The organism is Nocardia sp. PLKS1-43 (assembly GCF_059510335.1).
Genome location: NZ_JCAJZQ010000003.1, coordinates 43465 through 64168, shown reverse-complemented (window position 1 = coordinate 64168; position 20704 = coordinate 43465). Strand labels below are relative to the sequence as shown.

Genomic DNA, 20704 nt, shown 5'->3' with positions numbered 1-20704 from the left:
GCCGCCGCCGGGGTAGCACCTGGCTTTACCAGGGCTATTGGGGAATTCGGGGACGAGGCGGGGTGCGGGCGATGAGTGCGCTGGTGACGGACGAGTTGTTGGATCGAGTGCGCGAGAGGCTGGCGGTGGAGTCAGGTGAACCTGACCCGGCGCAGGTAGCCGCGGCGATCCGGGCCGAGGCGGGCGGCGTGCTCGGGGATACGGATCTGTTGCGGGTCCTGCGGTTGTTGCAGACCGAGATGACCGGGGCGGGGGTGCTGGAGCCGCTGCTGCACGATCCGCGGGTGTCCGATGTGCTGGTGACAGCACCCGATTCGGTGTGGGTGGATCGCGGTCACGGGTTGCAGCGGGCGCCCGTGGCGTTCCAGGACGAGGCCGCGGTCCGGCGTTTGGCGCAACGTCTCGCGCTGGCCGCGGGGCGCCGGCTCGACGACGCCCAGCCGTGGGTGGACGGCCGGCTGCCCGAAGGTACCGGCGTGCTGGGTGATTCGTTCGGTGTGCGGTTGCACGCGGTGCTGTCCTCGATAGCGCCGGGCGGCACCTGTCTGGCTCTGCGCGTGCTGCGTCCGGCGAGTCAGGGGCTCGATGCGCTCGCCGCCTCCGGATCGGTTCCGGCCGAGGCGAAGGAATTGCTGGAGCGCATCATTCGCGCGCGGCTGGCGTTTCTGGTGGTGGGCGGTACCGGCGCCGGGAAAACCACGTTGTTGTCGGGGCTGCTCGCCAAGGTCGACGCGGCCGAGCGCATCGTCTGCGTCGAGGACGCGGCCGAACTGGCGCCGCCGCATCCGCATGTGGTGCGTCTGGTGGCTCGTCCGCCGAATGTGGAGGGCGCCGGAGCGGTGACCGTTCGCGATCTGGTGCGGCAGGCATTGCGAATGCGCCCCGACCGCATCGTCATCGGTGAGGTGCGCGGCGCCGAGGTGATCGACCTGCTGACCGCGCTCAACACCGGACACGACGGGGGCGCGGGCACCGTGCACGCCAACTCGCCGCGTGAGGTGCCTGCTCGCCTCGAGGCTCTGGCGGCACTGGGCGGGTTGGGCAGTGCCGCGCTGCACAGTCAACTCGCCGCGGCCGTTCAGGTGATTCTGCATGTGCATCGCCGTACCGACGGTGCTCGCGCGTTGCGTGAAATCGGCCTGGTCGTTCGTGATCCGGACGGCCGGGTTCGTATCGAAGCGGCCTGGCGCGCCGATGAGGCGCCCACCCCGGCGGCGGTATCGCTCCGCCGCATACTCGACGAACGGGACGTTCGATGACTCCGCCACTCGCCCTGGGGTGTCTGGCGGCGGCGATACTCGCGGTGCCACCCGCCGCGGGCGCCCGGCGCTACCTCACGCTGTTCGAGGAGTCCGGCCCGGCCCGAAAAACCCCGTCGCGCAGTCTATTTCGAATCGGCGGGTGTCTCGGTGTCGCGGGTGCGGCCGCGGTCGGAATCGGTCCCTTTCTCGCAGCCACGTTTCTGGCGGTGACGGTCGGCATGCGCGGTCGGCGGGCTCGCTCGGCCCAGCGGCACCGAGCCGAATGCGATGCGCTGCTGGAAGGTCTGGAGACCGTGATCGGCGAACTGCGGGTCGGTACGCATCCCAGCACCGCCGCGGCGGTCGCGGCCGGGGAGGTCGAGGGTGTCGCGGCCCGGGCATTCGCCGTCGGGTCGGCCCGCAGCAGGCTCGGCGGATCGGCCGCAGCCGGACTGCGGAACCCCGAGTCCGTCATCGCCGCCGAACTCGCCCGCATCGCCGACGCCTGGCAGTTGGCCGACCAGCACGGCCTTGCCTTGGCCGACCTGCTCACCGCCGCACGAGCAGACCTGCTCGGTCGCATACGTTTTCGGGACAAGACCACTGCGGCCCTGGCCGGTGCGCGAGCGAGCGCCGTAGTACTTTCCGCCCTTCCTCTCCTGGGCATAGCCCTGGGTCACCTGATGAACGCCGCCCCGCTACGCGTCCTCCTGAGCTCCGGTCCAGGCACAGTCCTGCTTCCGCTCGGCACCGCACTGATCTGCGCGGGCCTGCTCTGGTCGGACGCCATCACAGCCCAGGTACCCTCATGAGTCACGCAGCGACAACCCTCGCCGAGCCGAGGCGGCCCACACCCGAACACTCTGTCCGCCAGTCACTTACGCTGCAGATCGCTCCCTACTGTGCACACGGACCGTCGGCTATCCGAAGAGTGCTGAAGCGAACTGCGCGCTGTCACCTTGTCGGCCGGACGTTCCCGTCGAACTTCACTCGATTCCGTGCACTCGACCTTCACGTCGTTCGAAGGAATCCCAAGCGAGCTGCGCTCGGCCTAGTTGTCGGCCATACGTTTCCGCTGCACCTGACTCCGCACTGTATGCCCAGCCTGGCGGCCCTTCGAAGAATGCTGAAGTGGGCTGTGCTCGGTCGCGCTGGCGGCCAGATGTTTCCGCCGCGGTTCGTTCCGTACTGCATGCCTGAACTTCCGGCCGTGCGAAGGGCGTTGCAGCGGCCTGTGCTCGGTCAGTTTGTCGTCCAGGCGTTTCCGCTGCGCTTCACTCCATGCCGTGTGCCTGGCCTGGCGATCGTTGTGTGCGTGCTGAAGTGGGCTGTGCTCGGCCACGCTGTCGGCCAGGTATCTCCGCTGCGGTTCGTTCCGTACGGTGTGCTTGAACTTCCGGTTCGAAGAGCATGGAAGCGCACTGTGCTCGGTCTCATTGTCGGCCCGATGTTTCGACTGCGCTTCACTCCATGCCGTGTGCCTGGCTTGGCGGTGGTTGTGGGTGTGCTGAAGCGGGCTGTGCTCGGTCGCGCTGGCGGCCGAATGTTTGCGCTGCGGATCGCTCGGTGCCGTGCGCTTGGACTCAGGATCGTACGAAGAGGGCCGAAACGAAACGCGCTCGCGGGCACTGTTCGCCAGGTGGCCCGGTCGCGCAGCATCCCACGCCGTCCGGATGGGGCACGGCCCATCCGGGGCGCCGTACGAGTTCGTGTGCTGCCGCACGCGATGCCCTCGGCTGTCGCCGCCTCTGTTGATCGACGTTGCCGGATGCGTTCCGCGTGTGATGCCGCGGCCGAGGGCACACGTTGCGGGGTCATCAGCTCCGGGACGGTGATCTTGTACTGCGGGGCGAGCCGCTCGCGGAGGTACCCGACGGCGTACGCGGGCTCGCGATCCGGCGCTCTGCGGGAGTCGGCTCGCTTGGCCGGGCAGCACGTGACCGTAGAACGCGGTCGTTGTGGCGGCATGCGTTCCAGCCGGCCTGAGGATCGAGGGAGGGAATGCATGTTCATCGGTGATCTCGGTTCGGTCGGCGGCGCTGCGGGGCATCGCAGGTTTCAGGGAACTGTGCTGTGGCGCTTTCGAATACGTCGTGAAGGGCGGAGTAATGGTTGTCTGGGGTCTGGTTCTGTTGGCGGTGGCCCTGGTGTGCGTGCCCGGCGACGCTGCGGCGTCGGTGTTGCGAAGGCGTGCGTTATTCGGTGGGGCGCAGCGGGTTTCGCGACGACGTGGGCGTGCCGTCGGCAAGGATCTGTTCGGGACCGCGGCGGCGTTCGATCTGCTGGCCGCATGTCTGCGGGCGGGCCTTCCGGTTGCTGTCGCGGCCCGCGCGGTGGCCTCGACCGCCCCGGCGGAACTCGGTACGGCACTGCACCGGGTGGCGGATCTGCTCGCATTGGGTGCGGACCAGCCCGATGCGTGGCGGCGCGTGGCCCGGGAGGCCGGCTCGGCCGATATCCAGGCGTTGGCTCGGCTGGCCGCGCGTTCGGCCCGGTCGGGTGCGTGTCTGGCCGATGCGGTTGGCGAATTGGCCGGGCAGTGCCGCGCAGCGGTGGAGGACGCCGCCGCGGCCCGCGCGGAGCGGGCGGGCGTGCTGATCGGCGGCCCGCTGGGCCTGTGCTTCCTGCCCGCCTTCGTATGCCTGGGCATCGTTCCGGTCGTCATCGGCCTGGCGACGCGGGTGCTCGGCGGCGGGTTGTGAACCGGCCCCGGGGCAAGGCAGCCGGGCCGCCGGGGCGGTCTCTATCGCCCTGGGAAGCAGGGGAACTCCGGCACGGAACGTCCGTGCCGGTGGGAGAGAAAGGGGAGATCGGTGCGGGGAGCAATGCGATCGGTAGTGCTGGAGTTGCGTGCGCGTCTGCTGCGGGCGTTGCTCGCCGAGGAGGGTATGAGCACGGCGGAATACGCGATCGGCACCGTGGCGGCCGCGGCCTTCGGCGCGGTGCTCTACACGGTGGTCACGGGCGATTCCATCGTGAACGCCCTGACGAAGATCATCGACAAGGCACTCAGCACCTCGGTGTGAGCGATGGCCGCGAACGGGAGATACGCAGGGCCGCAAGGATTCCGCGGTCCGGGCCCGGCGACCGGGGCGCGGTGACGGTGGAGGCGGCCATCGCGCTGGCCGCTCTCCTCGTCGTGGTCGTACTGTGCCTCGGCACGCTACTGGCCGCCGCGGCGCAGGTGCGCTGTGTCGACGCCGCGCGGGAGGCGGCGCGATTGGCGGCGCGGGGCGCGGATGCCGAGGCAATACCGGCGGCGCTGCGCGTGGCCCCGTCCGGGGCGCAGGTGTCCGTCCGTAGCGATGGCGATCAGGTGGTCGCCGCCGTCTCCGTGCGGGTGCCGCTACTGCCGATGCTCAGATTGCACGCCGATGCGGTCGCGGTCCGCGAACCAGGCGAGTCCGGATGACATCGCCGCGGAGCGAGCGTGGTGCGGCCACCGTGGCGGCCTGTCTGGCCCTGACCGCTCTGCTCGCCGCGACGCTGTTGTTCCTGCAGGTCGGAGTGGTGGTCGTGGCGCGACACCGGGCGCAGGCCGCAGCCGATCTCGGGGCCCTGGCAGCCGCCGGTGCGTTGACGGCCGAGGCCGATGCCTGCTCGCGGGCCCGTGATCTGGGACAGCGCATGAGGGTTCGGGTGCGGTCATGCACGATCGCCGGATGGGACGTCACGGTGGTCGCCGAGGTCACCGCATCGCTGGGGCCGCTCGGCACTCCGGATGTTCGAGCCGTCGCGCGGGCGGGACCGGTGCAGGAACAAGAGCAATGAATACCGAGCGGTTGGTGTTCAAAGAATGCGCGAAAGTTCTCGATCTGTGTTCGGCCGTATGTCGTAGAGGAGGGTTTTGGACATGTGAACAATTACGATCCGTCGATTTCCAATTGATTGATGAAGTGTCATTGACGTCATTCGACTTCAGATTGTTTGGGGAATCGGCAACGGGTCAGTTAACACGGACGTGTTTCACATCGCTCATTCGCCGCAACCGGCGTATGTGACGCCGATCTCGGCCCCGGCATCGTTCGAGCTGACGTTCACGTCGCGGCTCGGCATCGCATCGATGACCACCTCGTCACGACACGGGCGAGTCGTTGTCATCATCGGGGAGTTCGGCGACGACCGCGGTCAGCAGGGCCGCGGCACCCGCTTTGTCCAACGGCTGATTGCCGTTGCCGCACTTGGGCGACTGTACACAGGACGGGCAGCCGCTCGGGCAGCCACACGACTCGATCACCGCCAGTGTGGCCCGCAGCCAAGTGCGCAGCCGGTGAAAGCCGCGCTCGGCGAAGCCCGCGCCACCGGGGTGCCCATCGTGGACGAAGACGGTCGGCAGTCCGGTGTCGGGATGTTCGGCCGTGGACACTCCGCCGATATCCCAGCGGTCACAGCTGGCCACCAGCGGCAGCATCCCGATCGCGGCGTGTTCGGCGGCATGCAGCGCACCCGGCGCATGCCGCGGGTCGATTCCGGCGCGGGCCAGCAGGCTCGGCGTCACTGTGTACAGCACGGCCCGGGTGGGCAGCGTCTGCTCCGGCAGGTCCAGCTCCACCAGGTCGAGCACCTCACCGGTGGGAAGTGTGCGCAGATAGCCGACGACCTGCCGGCTCACCCGCACGCGCGCCAGGGCCGTGGTCACCGAGCCGTGGGCGCGCTCCGCGTCGATCTCGTCGATCGCGATCGATGTGACCGCGCGGGCGCTGGTCGTCCAACCGGGTTGATCGGCATGGACGAAGGCCACGCCGCCGTCGAGATCCAGCTCGTCCACCACGTAGGTCTCGCCCTGGTGCAGGTGTACCGCGCCGGGATGCAGGGTGGCCGGGGCGCGGCCCGCGTCGGTGGTGCCGAGCAGGCGGCCGGTCTGCTCGTCGACGATGGCCACTGCCGTGCCGATACCGCCGCGCACGTCGACCTCGTCGTGCGGCCGCACAGCAGCGGTCATATGCCACCGCGCCGGCCCCTTCGCAGGTTGCCGACGCCGAACGAGACCCTGATCGGCCAGGCCCGCGAGCAGGTCGGCCGCGCCGAACTCGTCCACCTCGGCGTCGGTCAGCGGATTCTCAATCGCCGCGCACAGCAGGTGGGGTTCGAGGACGTACGGGTTGTGCGGATCGGTGATCGTCGCCTCCACCGGCCGCCCCAGCAGCGCGTCCGGGTTCCGGACGAGGTAGGTGTCCAGCGGATCGTCCCGGGCGACGAGCATCACCAGTGATCCTTGCGCGCGCCGGCCGGCCCGCCCGGCCTGCTGCCAGAACGAGGCGACCGTCCCCGGGAATCCCGCGACGACCACGGCGTCCAGCCCGGCGATGTCGACTCCCAGCTCGAGCGCGTTTGTAGTCGCGGCCCCCAGCAGGGTGCCGTCCGCCAGCGCGGCCTCCAATTCGCGGCGATCCTCGGCGAGATATCCGGCCCGGTAGGCGGCCACCCGCCGCCCCAGATCGGGGTCGACCTCGGTGAGCATGCGCCGGGTTTCCATGGCAACGACCTCGGCGGAGCGCCGCGAACGCACGAAGGTCAGCGTGCGCGCACCCTCGACCACCAGGTCGGTCATGATCCGCGCCGCCTCGGCGGTGGCAGGCCGCCGCACCGGCGCGCCGTTCTCGCCGGTCACCGCGGTGAGTAGCGCCGGCTCCCACAGCGCGACCGTGCGCGCACCCCGCGGCGACCCGTCCTCGGTGACGGCCTCGCACGGTGCCCCGATCAGCCGCGACGCGGCCGCGGCCGGATCGGCGGTGGTCGCCGAGCACAGAATGAACACCGGATCGGCGCCGTAGTGGGCGGCGAGCCGGCGCAACCGCCGCAGCACCAGTGCTACGTGCGAACCGAAGATCCCTCGGTAGGCATGGCATTCGTCGACGACGACGTAACGCAGCCGCCGCAGCAGCCGCGCCCACCGCTGATGCGAGCGCAGCACGCTCAGATGCAACATGTCCGGGTTGGTGAAGATCCAACGCCCGTTCGCCCGCACCCACTGCCGGATCTCCGCGGAGGTATCGCCGTCGTAGGGCGCGGCATGGATCTCGCGCAGCGGGCCGTCGTGCGTGAGTTCGCCGATCGCCCGCAACTGATCGGCCCCGAGAGCCTTGGTCGGCGATATGTACAACGCGGTCGCCCGCGGGTCCTCCCGCAATGCGGTGAGCACCGGCAGCTGATAGCCGAGGGACTTACCGGACGCGGTCCCGGTGCAGACCACCACATGTTTTCCGGTCGCGGCCAGATCGGCGGTGCGGGTTTGGTGCGACCACGGCGCCACGACACCGGAATTCCGTAACGCATCGATCACGTCCGCGGATACCCAGCTCGGCCAGGCCGTGATCTGCGCCGCACGCGGCGGTAATTCCGTGACATGGGTGAGACGATCGGAACTGTCTGGCAGTCCGATTCGGACACGATTGAGCAACGATCGCCCATAGCTCGCTTCGGTTCCGGGCGCCGTGGCGGTGGTCGTGGGAGCCGGTTCTAGCAACTCGGGTCCTCGACACACGCCAAATGTGCGAAAGCTGTGTGCCGTGCGAGGCCCACCAGCGTTTTCACTTCCGAGTAGCGATCTGCGTCACAGCGCGTTTGCCGGACGCTCACTCGGTTATCCGGAAGCAAACCTACCTCGAGTACGGATTTGGGCATTGCGCCCCTTACCTGCGCATTCGCAAGATCATCTTTTTTGCAAATTGTCGGTAACCCGACTGTCGAATTGCTCGAAGACATGGTTCACTGGTTCCTGGTCGCAAGCTTCTGTGTTCGAGGGAACGGATCAAAGGTCCAAACCATCAGCAGGATCGATGTTGCGAACGGTGTGCTTGGTGCTTCCTGCAGGGGGAACAGAGTACAACGGTCGGAACGGACCCGGTGGACGAACCTACCTTGTCCGCCGTTCCGGTATGGAAAGAGAAGGAACAGAATGGCACAGGGAACTGTGAAGTGGTTCAACGCGGAGAAGGGGTTCGGCTTCATCGCGCCCGAGGACGGCTCCGCTGACGTCTTCGTCCACTACTCCGAGATCCAGGGTTCGGGCTTCCGCACCCTCGAGGAGAACCAGAAGGTCGAATTCGAGGTCGGCCAGGGCACCAAGGGCCCGCAGGCCACCGGAGTCCGCGCGCTCAGCTGAGCAAGCGAACTTACTCAAACGGAAAGCTCGTCCCCCATCGCCCCCCAAGGCGGTGGGGGACGAGTCATATTCCGGGCAAGTACACTCGACCGCAAAACGGGGCTTTCAACTCGCCGTACCAAAGGTGCTGCGGACCTGCCGTGCCACCGGTACAGCAGATGAACAGGGTATAAACGTCTCTGGCAGGGGACATCGGTTCCCTCCGCTTGCCCCAGCCGCGCGCAGCGCCTCCTCGCGCCGCGCGGGTCGACAGGAAAGGTGTGTTCGCCGGTGGCAACACGAGACCGCGGTGCAACGCCGAACTCCGAGGCAGCGTCTGATGCGGCCTCCGCGGTGCCCTCCGTGGTTACGCGCGCTGCCGCCTCCGGGCCCAACGCTACGGCCGGGTCCGATACGGGCAGCCAGGTGCGTCGTCTCGTCATCGTCGAGTCACCGACCAAGGCTCGTAAGATCGCGCCGTACCTCGGCCGCGGATACGTCGTCGAGGCGTCCGTCGGCCACATCCGGGATCTGCCGCGGGGTGCGGCGGATGTGCCCGCCAAATACAAGGGCCAGGCCTGGGCGCGTCTGGGTGTCGACGTCGATCACGATTTCGAGCCCATCTACGTGGTCAGCCCGGATAAGAAGGCCAAGGTCTCCGAGCTGAAGAATCTGCTCAAGGACGCCGACGAACTCTATCTCGCCACCGACCCCGACCGCGAGGGCGAGGCGATCGCGTGGCATCTGCTCGAGACGCTCAAGCCCAAGGTGCCGGTGCGGCGCATGGTGTTCCACGAGATCACCGAGCCCGCCATCCGCGCGGCCGCGGCCGATACCCGCGAGCTGGACAACGACCTGGTCGACGCGCAGGAAACCAGACGCATCCTGGACCGGCTGTACGGCTACGAGGTCAGTCCGGTGCTGTGGAAGAAGGTCATGCCGCGACTGTCGGCGGGCCGGGTGCAGTCCGTGGCGACCCGCATCGTCGTGCAGCGTGAACGCGAGCGCATGGCGTTCCGCTCGGCGGAGTACTGGGATATCGCCGCGAAGTTCGATGCCGGCGGTGGTGCGGCGGACGCGGCCAATCCGCGGACCTTCGGCGCTCGCCTGGTCACGGTGGCCGGTTCGCGGGTCGCGGGCGGACGTGATTTCGGCTCCGACGGGCAGCTCAAGTCCGCCAATGGCGTCACGGTGCTGGACGAGGCATACGCCCGCCGGCTCGCCGCGGCCCTGGACGGCGCCGATTTCCAGGTCACCTCGGTCGAGTCGAAGCCCTATACGCGCCGGCCGTACGCGCCCTTCATGACCTCGACGTTGCAGCAGGAGGCCGCGCGCAAGCTGCGGTTCACCTCCGAGCGCACGATGCGGGTCGCGCAGCGGCTCTACGAAAACGGCTACATCACCTATATGCGTACCGACTCGACCACGTTGTCGGACTCGGCCATCGCGGCCGCGCGGGCGCAGGCCACGCAGTTGTACGGGCAGGAATACGTCCACCCGACTCCGCGCCAGTACACCCGCAAGGTCAAGAACGCGCAGGAGGCGCACGAGGCGATCCGCCCGTCGGGCGACACCTTCGCCACGCCCGGCCAGCTGCACGCACGCCTGGACAACGACGAATTCAGGCTGTACGAGCTGATCTGGCAGCGCACGGTCGCCTCGCAGATGGCCGATGCCCGCGGCACCACGCTGACCGTCCGGATCACCGGCCACGCCGGCCTGGACGAGGGCCGTATTCCCTGTGTGTTCTCCGCGTCGGGTCGCACGATCACCTTCGCGGGTTTCCTCAAGGCGTACGTGGAGAGCGTCGACGAGGATTCGGGCAGTCAGTCCGACGACGCCGAATCCCGTCTGCCCGCGCTGACCGAGGGGCAGGAGGTCGCCGCGACCGAGCTGACTCCCGAGGGCCACACCACCAATCCGCCGCCGCGTTACAACGAGGCGTCGCTGGTCAAGGCGCTCGAGGAATTGGGCATCGGCCGCCCGTCCACCTACGCCTCGATCATCAAGACCATCCTCGATCGCGGATACGTCTACAAACGTGGTAACGCGCTGGTGCCCTCGTGGGTGGCGTTCGCCGTCATCGGGCTGTTGGAGGCGTATTTCGGCCGGCTGGTCGACTTCGACTTCACCGCGGCCATGGAGGACGACCTCGACGCCATCGCCGGTGGGCGCGAGCAGCGCGGAAACTGGTTGTCCAGCTTCTATTTCGGCGGCGATCACGGTGCGGAGGATTCGATCGCGCGCACCGGCGGCCTGAAGAAGATGGTCGGCGGGCAGCTCGACGACATCGATGCCCGCTCGGTCAACTCGATCAAGATGTTCGCCGACGACCAGGGCCGTGACGTGGTGGTCCGGGTCGGGCGGTTCGGCCCGTATCTCGAGCGCATGGTGGTCAATCCCGACGATCCCGATGGCGATCCGGTCTCGCAGCGAGCCAACCTGCCGGACGATCTGCCGCCGGACGAGCTGACCCCCGAGGTGGCCGAGAAGCTGTTCTCCACCCCGCAGGAGGGACGTTCGCTCGGCGTCGATCCCGAGACGGGGCATCGGATCGTGGCCAAGGAAGGACGTTTCGGCCCGTACGTGACCGAAATCCTGCCCGAACCCGAGGACGACGGCGAGCCCAAGAAGGGGGCGAAGAAGGCCAACGCGCCCAAACCGCGCACGGGATCGCTGTTCAAATCGATGGATCTGTCCACGATCACCCTCGACGACGCGCTGCTGCTGCTGTCGCTGCCGCGGGTGGTGGGCAAGGATCCCGAATCCGGTGAAGAGATCACCGCGCAGAACGGTCGTTACGGCCCGTATCTGAAGAAGGGCACCGATTCACGGTCGCTGACCAGCGAGGATCAGATCTTCTCGGTGACTCTCGAGGAGGCGTTGAAGATCTATTCCGAGCCCAAGCGCCGCGGCCGGCAGGCCGCCAGCGCCGCACCGCTGCGGGAGCTCGGCAACGATTCCACCACCGGCAAGCCGATGGTGATCAAGGACGGCCGGTTCGGGCCGTACGTCACCGACGGCGAGACCAACGCCAGCCTGCGCAAGGGTGACGAGGTCGAGTCGATCACCGATGAGCGGGCCTCGGAACTGCTCGCCGATCGCCGGGCCAAGGCTCCGGTGAAGAAGGCGGCCAAGAAGACGACCAAGAAGGCGGCGGCGAAGAAGGCCCCGGCCAAGAAGACGGCCGCGAAGAAGACCGCGGCGAAGAAGACCACCGCCACTGCGGAGAAGACGACCGCGGCCAAGAAGACCACCGCAGCGAAGACCACCGCCGCGAAGACCACCGCGCGTAAGGCGGCCTCGGCGAAGTCGTAAGGGTGCACGGCGGTTGACGTCCAGTACGCGACCACCGACGCTGCCCGCACGGAACCCGGCCGCGAGGCGATAGGCAAAATCCAGGTACGCCAACGCTTTTCGGCACGGCTCGCCGCTCAACGGCGCCGCGTGCGCGAGGAAGGAGCCTCGCTGCAAGGGCGAGTCTCGCAGCGCCGCGCAAGCCTCGGAGCGGACCGGAGGCGGTAGATTCGGCGACGGGGCGTGAACGGTGTCTTCGACGGCCGGAAAGTATCTGTTTTCTGTCGGTGCTCTGTCGTAGTGTGTCGCCCATCCCAGCATGCTTCGGCGGAAGGACGTCCGATGACCGCACCCTCGACCGAGCGCCGCGATCAGGAACGGGAAGATCTGATCGCGATGCTCGCGGAACAGCGTGAGTTGTTCCGAATCACCCTGCGCGGCATCGATGATGCGCAGGCCCGCGAGCGCAGCACCGTCAGCGAGTTGACCCTCGGCGGGCTGCTGCACCATCTGGTGAACTGTGAACGGTTGTGGACGGGCATCGTCGTCGACCGCGACGAGAATTCGAAACTCGATGTGTCGCAGTTCGATTCGGAGTACCGGATGGCTCCCGAGGAGACCGTCGAGGGCCTGCTGAAGGAGTGGGACGCGGTGGCGGACAACACCGCTCGGGTGATTCGTGAGGTGGACAGCCTGGACACCTCGATTCCCACGCCGACCTCCCCCTGGGTTCCCGAACGTGTCTGGTGGACAGTGCGTTTCACACTGCTGCACGTCTTCCGTGAGATCGCCCATCACAGCGGTCATGCCGACATCATCCGGGAGGCGCTGGACGGCGCGAATTCCACGTATCAGCGCAAGGGCTGAAGCCGCGGGGTGGACCGGGAAGGCTGTCGGTGCCGGCCGCTAGGGTGTATCCCGTGGCGGGTGTCTTCGATCGGCTGGTCGGCCAGGATGCGGTCGAGTCCGAACTGACCGCTGCCGCGGTCGCCGCGCGCAGCGGGGTCTCGTCCTCGGCGATGACGCATTCGTGGCTGTTCACCGGGCCGCCCGGGTCCGGCAGATCGGTTGCCGCGCTGTGTTTCGCGGCCGCACTGCAGTGCACCGATCCGGGGGTGCCCGGTTGCGGGCACTGTCACGCCTGCACCACCACCATGGCCGGGACACACGGCGATGTGCGCCGGGTGATTCCCGAGGGGCTGAGCATCGGCACCAAGGAGATGCGCGAGATCGTGCAGGTGGCCTCGCGCCGGCCCAGTACCGGGCGTTGGCAGGTGGTGCTGGTCGAGGATGCCGACAGATTGACCGAGGCGGCGGGAAATGTGCTGCTCAAGGTGGTCGAGGAGCCCCCCGAGCGCACGGTGTTCCTGTTGTGCGCGCCGTCGGTGGACCCGGAGGACATCTCGGTCACACTCCGCTCGCGTTGCCGGCATGTGCATCTGGTCACCCCGTCGGTCGACTCGATCGCCCAGGTCCTGCGCGAGCGCGACGGCCTGGATGCCGAGACAGCGCGGTGGGCGGCCTCGATCAGCGGTGGGCACGTCGGTCGGGCGCGTCGCCTGGCCACCGACGAGGAGGCCAGAAGCCGCCGCAAGCGCGCCCTGGCGTTGGTTTCGGCGACCGCGCGTCCGGCCGTCGCGTACGCGGCCGCCGACGAGCTGGTCAAATCCGCTGAGGAGGAGGCCAAACAGGTCAGCGCCACCCGTGACGAACGTGAACGCGAGGAGTTGGCCACGGCCCTCGGCGCCGGCGGCACCGGCAAGGGCACCGCCTCGGCGACCCGCGGCTCGGCCGGGGTGCTCAAGGATCTCGAACGCCGCCAGAAATCCCGCGCCACCCGCACCAGCCGCGATTCGCTGGACCGAGCCCTGATCGACGTGGCGGGCTTCTACCGCGACGCCCTGGCCGTTCGCCTGACCGGGCCCGCCGGCCCCGTCACCCTCACCCATCCCGATCTGCGCGAGGAGATCCGCGACCTCGCCACCGAGGTACCGCCGGAGGGGCTGCTCCGCTCGATCGAGGCCGTCCTGCACTGCCGCGAAGCCCTCGACACCAATGTCAAACCGCGGTTCGCCGTGGCGGCGATGGTCGCGACTCTGATCGCCGCCCGCCCGCGCTGACCGCCGGAGGTTCCCGCCGGATCGGCTGGGATGCCGTAATGCCTTGGTGGAGTGGGCGTTCCGCTTGCCGAATGGTTCGCCGTGGCCGGGCGGCGGTAACGGTCGCCGCCGCGCTCGCAGCTGCTGACTGCCGGCATCACGCGGCAGATCAGATGTGTTCGGATATCGATACTGTGGCCGTTTCGGTGCCCTGGGAGACCAGGGCGTCTATGTCCGATTGGTTGGTGGAGACGGCGCCCAGGGGGACGGTGATGGTGAGGCGGCCGTCGCGGGCGGCGGGCAGGGTTTGGTTCTGCCTGCCGTGCGGAGTGGTGATCGTGACCTGGTAGGCGGTGCCGGCGCGGTAGCGGGTTGCGGTGGCGACCGTTGCGGAAGTGGTCGCGCTCAAGGTGAATCCGCTGCGGCTGACGCCGCTGAGAGTCGCGAACGCCATGCTGTCGCGGTGCACCGTGACCTGGTATCCGTATGCGTCGAAGCGCGGTTCCGCGGCGGTGAAGCTGAACGGCTCGGGCTGCGCGGGCGGTCGTGCGAAGGTGGCCATGAGGCCGGGGAGGTACTGGGCCAGATCACGTCGCCAGTACGACCAGGTGTGTGATCCGCCGCCGTAGTCGTGCCATTCGTGGGCGATGCCGAGGGCGTTGAGCCGGTTGTGCATGCTGACGCTCTGAGGATGGACGTCCTTGCCCTCGGTGGCGTCGTACGTCTTGTCGAAGGGGCCGGGATTGCCGTTGCCGGTGTACAGCGCGAGATGCATACCCCGCAGATTCGCCGCCAGATCCCACGGATTGTGTGCGCGCCAACGGATTTCCTGGGTGGCGCGTGGACCCCACAGACTTCCCGGCACGGGGTTGTCCAGGTAGGCCAGCATCTCGTCGGTGGTGACGGCCTGTGCATCGTTGGAGTCCAGCGCGCCGGAAAACGATGCGGCGGAGACGAATCGGTCGGGATGCCGGGCGGCGTAGCTCATCGCGCCGAATCCGCCCATGGAGAAACCGGCGACGGCGTGCCCGCTACGTCCGGACACGGTGCTGTAGTGCGCGTCGACCCAGGGCAGCAGCTGGCCGATGTGGTAGCTCTCCCAACGCGGATTGCCGCCGTGGCCGTTGTTGTACCAGTCGCTGTAGAACCCGCCCTTACCGGAATCGGGCATGACGACGATCACCGGCGCGTTGCCGACGATCGCCTCGGCATTGCCCTTGGCCGGGTCGGTCCAGTCGCGGGCCTGCGGTGCGGTGTTGCAGCAGCCTTCGAGCAACAGCAGTACCGGATAGCGCCGCGCGGCCGAATAGCCCTGTGGCAGCAGTACTCTCACATATGTCGGAGCGTTCAGGTCGGGCGTTGTGAACACCAGCTCGTGCAGGCGCGCGTTGATCGCTATATCGGAGCGCAGCGTCAATCCGCCGCTCGGGGCGGGTGCGGCTACCGCGGGTCCGGCCAGGGACAGCGTCGCGCATATTCCGGTGAGCAGCGCGGCACACCGAATCTTGAACCGGGACATGGGTTTCCTTCACTCCGATGAACTACAGGTGTGGCAGCGGGTCAGCGGGGCCGGACGGCCGCAGCGTGCGGCATTCGTTCGCACCGGAGATCCGGAACGGATGACCGGCCACGGTGAGCACGGTTCCGTCCCGCTGCGCGAAGGTGTTGCGATTCCGGTCGAGGGGCACGCCTGCCTGCCAGCGGCGCTACCTGCGAATTCGCGGTGCGAACCGGATCGGCGTGTGCCGTAGTGCAGTTCGATGACACGATCACGCCCGGTGTCGCAACGGCTGCGACGAGCATGCGCCGTTTGAGCACCGGATCTCCTTTCGCGACATTCCGCAGAAATGTAACCCGCGCCGGATTCGTATGCCACCGGCGGTCACCCACACGCCACGCCTGCCGAGGTCGTGTGGCGCGCTGGTACCGACGCACTTGTCGCGGTTGCGCCGAGTCCGGGCAGGTTGGGCGGGTTGCCTAGGCTCGGTAGGCAGCCTGTCCGAGCCGCAAGGTTTTGCTCGTCCGGCTGTGCAGGCGACCGGGACTACTCGAGGGAGATGATGTTGACGGCGAATCCGATCATCGCGGTCGTGGGCCCGGGGGCGATCGGCACGACCGTGACGGCGGCGTTGTACGAGGTGGGCCGTGCGGCGAGAGTCTATGGCCGAACCGCGCGTGAACGACTCGAGTTGCGGGTGGCGGAAGGCGGCATCGTCGTGCCCGGGCCGGTGCGGACCGACCCGGCGCAGGCCGACGGCGCTGTCGATCTCGTCTTTCTCGCCGTCAAGTCGACGCAGGTCGAGTCGGCGGCACCGTGGTTGAAGGCATTGTGCGGCGCTGACACCGTGGTCTGTGTGCTGCAGAACGGTGTCGAGCAGAAGACGCTTGTCGCGCCGCACGTCTCCGGCGCGCGGGTGATCCCCTCGGTCGTGTGGTTCCCAGCTGAGACCCAGCCCGACGGTTCGGTGTGGTTGCGCGGCGAAGCGCGGCTCACCCTGCCGGACACATCGGCGTCGCGTGTGGTGGTCGAAGCGCTGCGCGGCACGCGGTGCTCGGTCGACCTGGCCGCGGACTTCGAGACCGTGGCGTGGCGCAAGCTGTTGCAGAACGCGGTCGCCGGATTGATGGTCCTCACAGGTCGCCGGTCCGGGATGTTCGCCAGGACCGATATCGCCGAACTGGCCCTCGCCTACCTGCGGGAGTGTCTGGTCGTCGCCCGAGCCGAGGGCGCGGCGCTGAGCGATGAGGTGCCGCAGCAGATCATCGACGGCTTCCGAAGTTATCCGGCCGACATGGGCACCTCCATTCTCGCCGACCGTGAAGCCGGCCGGCCGCTGGAATGGGACACTCGCAACGGTGTCGTACTGCGTCGCGCCCGCGCCCACGGAATCCCGACGCCGATCAGCGATCTGGTGGTGCCGTTGCTCGCCGCCGCGAGCGACGGGCCGGGCTGACTCCCTACCGTCGGCTACGGCGTCGCCGAACGCAGGGCCGGAATGACCGAACGGCCCAATTCCGCCAGTGCGGCAAGGGGATCGGGGCCCAGGGGCGGGCCGAAGGATATGTGCCGGGCACCGAGTCGGTGCAGCTCGAGACATCCCTCGATCACCTCCCCGGGTGATCCGACGACGGCCAGGCGCATCATGCGGTCATCGACGAATTTCACCGCATTCTCGAAATCCCCTGTGCGAGCATATCTTCCAGCTTCGTGAAAGTCGTCGGGTCGTAAACCGGCAGGAGCCAGATGATCCGGGGAGAAGGACTGGCCGTAGTAGGCGAGTTTCTCGGCAAGTGCCCGGCGCGCCGCGTCACGTTCGCCGACCGATACCCAGATACACGCCGGTAGATCGAATGCGGCGCGGTCGCGCTCGGCCTCGCGCAGGCCGCGGTGAATATCGGCGCTGATCCTGCCGAACAGGTCCGGACAGGGCAGCAGGGGCAGCGCGCCGTCGGCGATCCGGCCGGCCAGGCGGCGCATCTGTGGTCCAGTCGCTCCGACGTATACGGGCACCGGACTCGTCGGAGGCAAGCGGAGCGAGGACGAGTCGCTCCACCAGTCCGGCAGATCGTCGTCGGATATACCGGAGTGGCCCAGCAGTGCGCGCAAGGCCGTCACCGATTGCCGCACTGTCGTCATCGGCCGCCTGCGTTGAAGTCCGGCCCAGCCGAGGAAGTCGGTCGCACCCGCGCCCACGCCGAGGGCGAACCTGCCACCGGAGACCTCCTGCGCGGTCGCCGCGACCATCGCGATCTCGGTGGTGTGCACCGTGTACGGATTCATGATGCCGATGCCGAGGTGGATGCGCTCGGTGTTCGCGGCCAGGGCCCCCATCAGCACGGGCGCGGAGCGCAGCAGTAGATCGTGCGATACCCAGACCTGGTCCACCCCTGCCGCTTCCGCGGCCGAAACCAGTTGCAGGAGTTGGTCATAGGGCAGATCGTTGTTGACGCGGATCGAGATCTTCACTTCTCACCTGCTCGTCGCGGAGGTCGCGGGCTCGCCGCCGAATCGGCCGTGGAATCCGGTGATTCCTGTCCGCCGGATGAGGTATGCGGCCAGCACACAGCCCAGTGCGGCGATGATCAGCGCGCGAGCCGAGCCGGCCGCGGACGGAACGGTCGCCGCCCCGGCCACACCGAGCACCGCGACGCCGATCACGCTGCCGACTTGGCGGGAGACCGTGAGCAGAGCCGAGGCCGCCCCGGCGCGTCCGGCGGACGCGACGCGCAGCATATTCGCTGTCGCCGAGGCGATCGCGATGTCGACGCCGAGCCCCACGAAGAACGACGACCCGGCCGTCAGCTCTACCGTGCGAGTCCATATGCCGGTCGCCATGACGAGCAGTCCGCCCGCGATCACCAGCAGTCCGGTGAGCATGGCCGTGCGGTTCGAGGATCGTTTGCCGATCCAACCCCCGCACGGTGAGCCGAACACCGCACCGATCGCCTCCACCGTGATCACGAAACTGGTTCGCAGCGGCGAGAGTCCCTCGACCCGCTGGAGAAATCCGGCCGTCAGGAAAAGCTGTCCGTAGAAACCGAAATTGACCACGAACGCCACCGTCGCGGCGGCGCGGGCGTCCGGGCGACCCAGCAGTGACAGCTGCAGCGCGGGCCGGGGATATCGGCGCTCGACCGCCGTGAACCCCACCGCGAGCGCCAGTCCCGCCGCGATCAGCACCGGACCGGTGACCGAATCCGTATTCGGTTGCGCCGCTCCGCATTCGATCACGCCGGCCACGAACGCCGTCAGGGCGGCCAGAAATACGCTTTGGCTCAACAGGTTCAGCCGATTGCGCACGGTCGGAGTCGCACGCAGGCACGGTCCGGACAGGGCGAGCGTGAGGACGGCGACGGCCAGGTTCGCCCAGAACAGACTCCGCCAGCCGAAGGCGGAGACGAGCGCGCCGCTGAATATGAGGCCCGCCACCGCGGCGGCGCTCCCGGCGGTGGTCCAGACGACCACCGCGCGAGTCCGACGCCCGTCGTCGATGTAGCCGGACTTGATCGACGCCAGGGATCCGGGCATGACCGCCGCCGCTCCGATACCCTGCAACGCCCGGCCGGCGATGAGCAGTCCGCCGGAGCCGGCCACCGCGCACACCGCCGAACCCGCTGCGATCAGCACTGTTCCGGTCAGGTAGACCCGTCTGGCACCCCACCGGTCGGCGAGTGCACCACCGATGAGAAGTAAGGCCGTGAAGGCGAGCATGTAGGCGTCCACGATCCAGAGCGCGACGTCGGCGCCGATGCCGAGTTGCCGCTGCATCTGCGGCAGGCCCACGGTGACGATGGTGTTGTCGAAGGTCACCAGGGAGAAGCCGAGGCACAGCGCGACCAGCGTCCAGTCGGACGGTTCGGGATGCCGGGGCGGGGCGGGCGGGAGCGTGGCTGGAGTGGGCCCGTGGCGCGCCATCACAGATCCCTGGCCGCCGTGGCGGTGAGGTGATGCGCGCCGACGAGCTGCCGGCCGCGGTGCGCGACCAGGGCATGGCGGGAGATCACCACGGTGTCGCGCCAGCATCCTTCCAGTCCGTTGCGCCGGTAGATGGCCGCGGAGCCACCGGCTTCGAACAGTTCGCGGCACACCTCCTCCGCGGTATCGACCATCTGACAGCAGGCCGAGCGCAGCAGCGCCACTTGCTCGGTGGGGACCTCACCGGCCTGTGCGCTGGCCCACGCGATCTTCGTCGCGATGTCGAGCAACGTCGCCGCGGCCTGCACCCGCCCGTGGGCGCGGGCGTATGCCGCCTGTGCGATCGGCTGCTCGGCCAGCGGTGCGGCCCCGTAGCGGGTGCGGGTGGTGGCGGCCAGATTCGTGAACGCGGCGAGTGCGCGGTCGGCGGTCGCCCGCGCGACCTCCGCGATGCACCCGGCCATCAGGCCGTAAAGCGGGTATCGGAACATCGGGGTGTCGATATTCGGCGGCGCGGTCAGATCGATGCTGTGTCCGGCCGGCAACTCGGTGTCGCAGCCGATGGTGTACGACGCGCTACCGCGCAAACCCAGTGCGTCCCAGTCTTTTTCGATGGTAAACGCGGCCGGCGGGACCAGCCACCAGCGGGTGCCGGAGGCTCCGCCGGATTCGGTGGCGGGAGCTGCGAGCGCTGCCAGGGTTATCGACGGCGCGCCGGTGACCAGCGGCCATCGTCCGCGCAGCCGCACTCGCGTGCCGTGCCGGACGGCGGTGCCGACAGGTATCGAGGAACCGCCGATCACCAGGCGACGGCCGGCGAAATCGCCTGCGACCGAAGGGGATAGGCGAGCCAGGAAGGCTCCGGCCGGACCGTTGATCGCGGCCACCCACCCGGCGGCGGGATCGGCGACGGACACTTCGTGGACCGCGTCCAACAACTGCGGCACCGACCACTCGAGGCCGCCGAACTGTGTCGGCAACGCGGCCCGCGGCAGCGCGGAATCCTCCAACTCCTGCCACACCTTCGGATGCAGCGTTCCGTATTTGTCTCCGAAATCTCGGTGTGCCCGCGCGGCGCGGGAGAGTTCTCGCACCGCTACGGCCCCGGCATCGGCGGGAGGTGTGCTGAATGTGGTCATCCGCTCTCCATCGCGAAAACGTCCGTGCTACCTGGGCGGCAGCGCTCGATGTGTTCCCCCGGCGGGTTCAATATGCCACAGTTCGATGGTACATACCATAGAATGATGTGTCATAGTTTTATGGAATATTCCCAGTGGGGGTGAGCGCTGGGCGAGTGGACGCTTCATGGACCGATGCCTGTCGAAGCGGTCATGTGCCCCGAGTGGCCGCTCGAACGGGGGTAGTCGGCCTCGACCGGCCTTCGGCGTCGGATGCCGGTGCGCTGTTCGCCGGCGCCGGCATGGTGGTGCGGATGCGCTCACCGCTGTCGCCGTTCGTCTCATTGCCGACAAACCGGTCCGGGCGGGTGTGAACTCTTCCTATCCGGGAGATTGTATTCTACTGTTACACAGGGTATTTGAGGTCGATTAGGTCGGTCGCTGGCGTC

Annotated in this window: 17 protein-coding genes; 11 read left to right on the top strand and 6 right to left on the bottom strand. The window is 68.2% G+C overall.

The window, feature by feature from the left end:
• Positions 1–71: 71 nt before the first annotated feature.
• The 6 genes from AC5WS7_RS12195 to AC5WS7_RS12170 all read left to right on the top strand — a co-directional run bounded on the left by AC5WS7_RS12195 (position 72) and on the right by AC5WS7_RS12170 (position 5012).
• Complete coding sequence (locus tag AC5WS7_RS12195) at positions 72–1259, top strand: TadA family conjugal transfer-associated ATPase (protein WP_495954573.1); 1188 nt, start codon at positions 72–74, stop codon at positions 1257–1259.
• Positions 1256–2053, top strand: a complete 798-nt coding sequence (locus AC5WS7_RS12190) for a type II secretion system F family protein (RefSeq protein ID WP_495954572.1) — start codon at positions 1256–1258, stop codon at positions 2051–2053. Before AC5WS7_RS12195 ends, AC5WS7_RS12190 begins: the two co-directional genes overlap by 4 nt.
• 1296 nt (positions 2054–3349) lie before the next feature.
• Complete coding sequence (locus AC5WS7_RS12185; protein WP_495954571.1) at positions 3350–3943, top strand: type II secretion system F family protein; 594 nt, start codon at positions 3350–3352, stop codon at positions 3941–3943.
• Between the two features lie 123 nt (positions 3944–4066).
• Entirely contained in the window at positions 4067–4267 is a 201-nt protein-coding gene (locus AC5WS7_RS12180) for a DUF4244 domain-containing protein (protein WP_495954570.1), read from the top strand.
• Between the two features lie 38 nt (positions 4268–4305).
• Complete coding sequence (locus tag AC5WS7_RS12175; protein WP_495955153.1) at positions 4306–4653, top strand: TadE family type IV pilus minor pilin; 348 nt, start codon at positions 4306–4308, stop codon at positions 4651–4653.
• On the top strand, positions 4650–5012 hold the full coding sequence (locus AC5WS7_RS12170) for an Rv3654c family TadE-like protein (RefSeq protein ID WP_495954569.1): 363 nt from the start codon (positions 4650–4652) through the stop codon (positions 5010–5012). The genes AC5WS7_RS12175 and AC5WS7_RS12170 overlap by 4 nt, the downstream gene beginning before the upstream one ends.
• Positions 5013–5316: 304 nt before the next feature.
• Here AC5WS7_RS12170 and AC5WS7_RS12165 read toward each other — a convergent pair whose 3' ends face one another.
• Positions 5317–7641, bottom strand: a complete 2325-nt coding sequence (locus AC5WS7_RS12165) for a DEAD/DEAH box helicase (RefSeq protein ID WP_495954568.1) — start codon at positions 7639–7641, stop codon at positions 5317–5319.
• A gap of 498 nt (positions 7642–8139) precedes the next feature.
• Here AC5WS7_RS12165 and AC5WS7_RS12160 point away from each other — a divergent pair, with 498 nt between their 5' ends.
• From AC5WS7_RS12160 to AC5WS7_RS12145, 4 genes are all read left to right on the top strand, one after another.
• Positions 8140–8346 carry a cold-shock protein gene (locus AC5WS7_RS12160; protein WP_011206895.1) on the top strand — a complete coding sequence of 69 codons (207 nt, stop codon included), beginning with the start codon at positions 8140–8142 and terminating at the stop codon, positions 8344–8346.
• Between the two features lie 405 nt (positions 8347–8751).
• The gene (gene topA, locus AC5WS7_RS12155; protein WP_495955152.1) at positions 8752–11643 is read left to right on the top strand and encodes a type I DNA topoisomerase; all 2892 of its coding nucleotides are present in this window, start codon (positions 8752–8754) and stop codon (positions 11641–11643) included.
• 321 nt (positions 11644–11964) lie between these two features.
• On the top strand, positions 11965–12489 hold the full coding sequence (locus AC5WS7_RS12150) for a mycothiol transferase (protein WP_495954567.1): 525 nt from the start codon (positions 11965–11967) through the stop codon (positions 12487–12489).
• Between the two features lie 53 nt (positions 12490–12542).
• A complete protein-coding gene (locus AC5WS7_RS12145; RefSeq protein WP_495954566.1) occupies positions 12543–13742 on the top strand; it encodes a DNA polymerase III subunit delta' in 1200 nt (399 codons plus the stop codon).
• Positions 13743–13890: 148 nt separating this feature from the next.
• Here AC5WS7_RS12145 and AC5WS7_RS12140 read toward each other — a convergent pair whose 3' ends face one another.
• Positions 13891–15240, bottom strand: a complete 1350-nt coding sequence (locus tag AC5WS7_RS12140) for an alpha/beta hydrolase (protein WP_495954565.1) — start codon at positions 15238–15240, stop codon at positions 13891–13893.
• A gap of 22 nt (positions 15241–15262) precedes the next feature.
• Positions 15263–15409 (bottom strand): hypothetical protein, encoded by a 147-nt coding sequence (locus AC5WS7_RS12135; protein WP_495954564.1) that lies wholly within the window; start codon positions 15407–15409, stop codon positions 15263–15265.
• Positions 15410–15778: 369 nt separating this feature from the next.
• Between AC5WS7_RS12135 and AC5WS7_RS12130 the strand changes: the two genes are divergently transcribed.
• Entirely contained in the window at positions 15779–16675 is an 897-nt protein-coding gene (locus tag AC5WS7_RS12130; protein WP_495954563.1) for an oxidoreductase, read from the top strand.
• A 14-nt stretch (positions 16676–16689) separates the two neighbouring features.
• On the opposite strand, the gene AC5WS7_RS12125 is transcribed toward AC5WS7_RS12130, so the two are convergent.
• From AC5WS7_RS12125 to AC5WS7_RS12115, 3 genes are read right to left on the bottom strand one after another with little or no spacing between them, the layout of a single operon-like run.
• Positions 16690–17688, bottom strand: coding sequence for an LLM class flavin-dependent oxidoreductase (locus AC5WS7_RS12125; RefSeq protein WP_495954562.1), 999 nt, complete (start codon positions 17686–17688; stop codon positions 16690–16692).
• Positions 17689–17691: 3 nt separating this feature from the next.
• Positions 17692–19137 (bottom strand): MFS transporter, encoded by a 1446-nt coding sequence (locus AC5WS7_RS12120; protein WP_495954561.1) that lies wholly within the window; start codon positions 19135–19137, stop codon positions 17692–17694.
• Positions 19137–20276: an acyl-CoA dehydrogenase family protein gene (locus tag AC5WS7_RS12115; protein WP_495954560.1), complete on the bottom strand. Its 1140-nt coding sequence runs from the start codon at positions 20274–20276 to the stop codon at positions 19137–19139. The genes AC5WS7_RS12120 and AC5WS7_RS12115 overlap by 1 nt, the downstream gene beginning before the upstream one ends.
• Positions 20277–20704 lie beyond the last annotated feature (428 nt).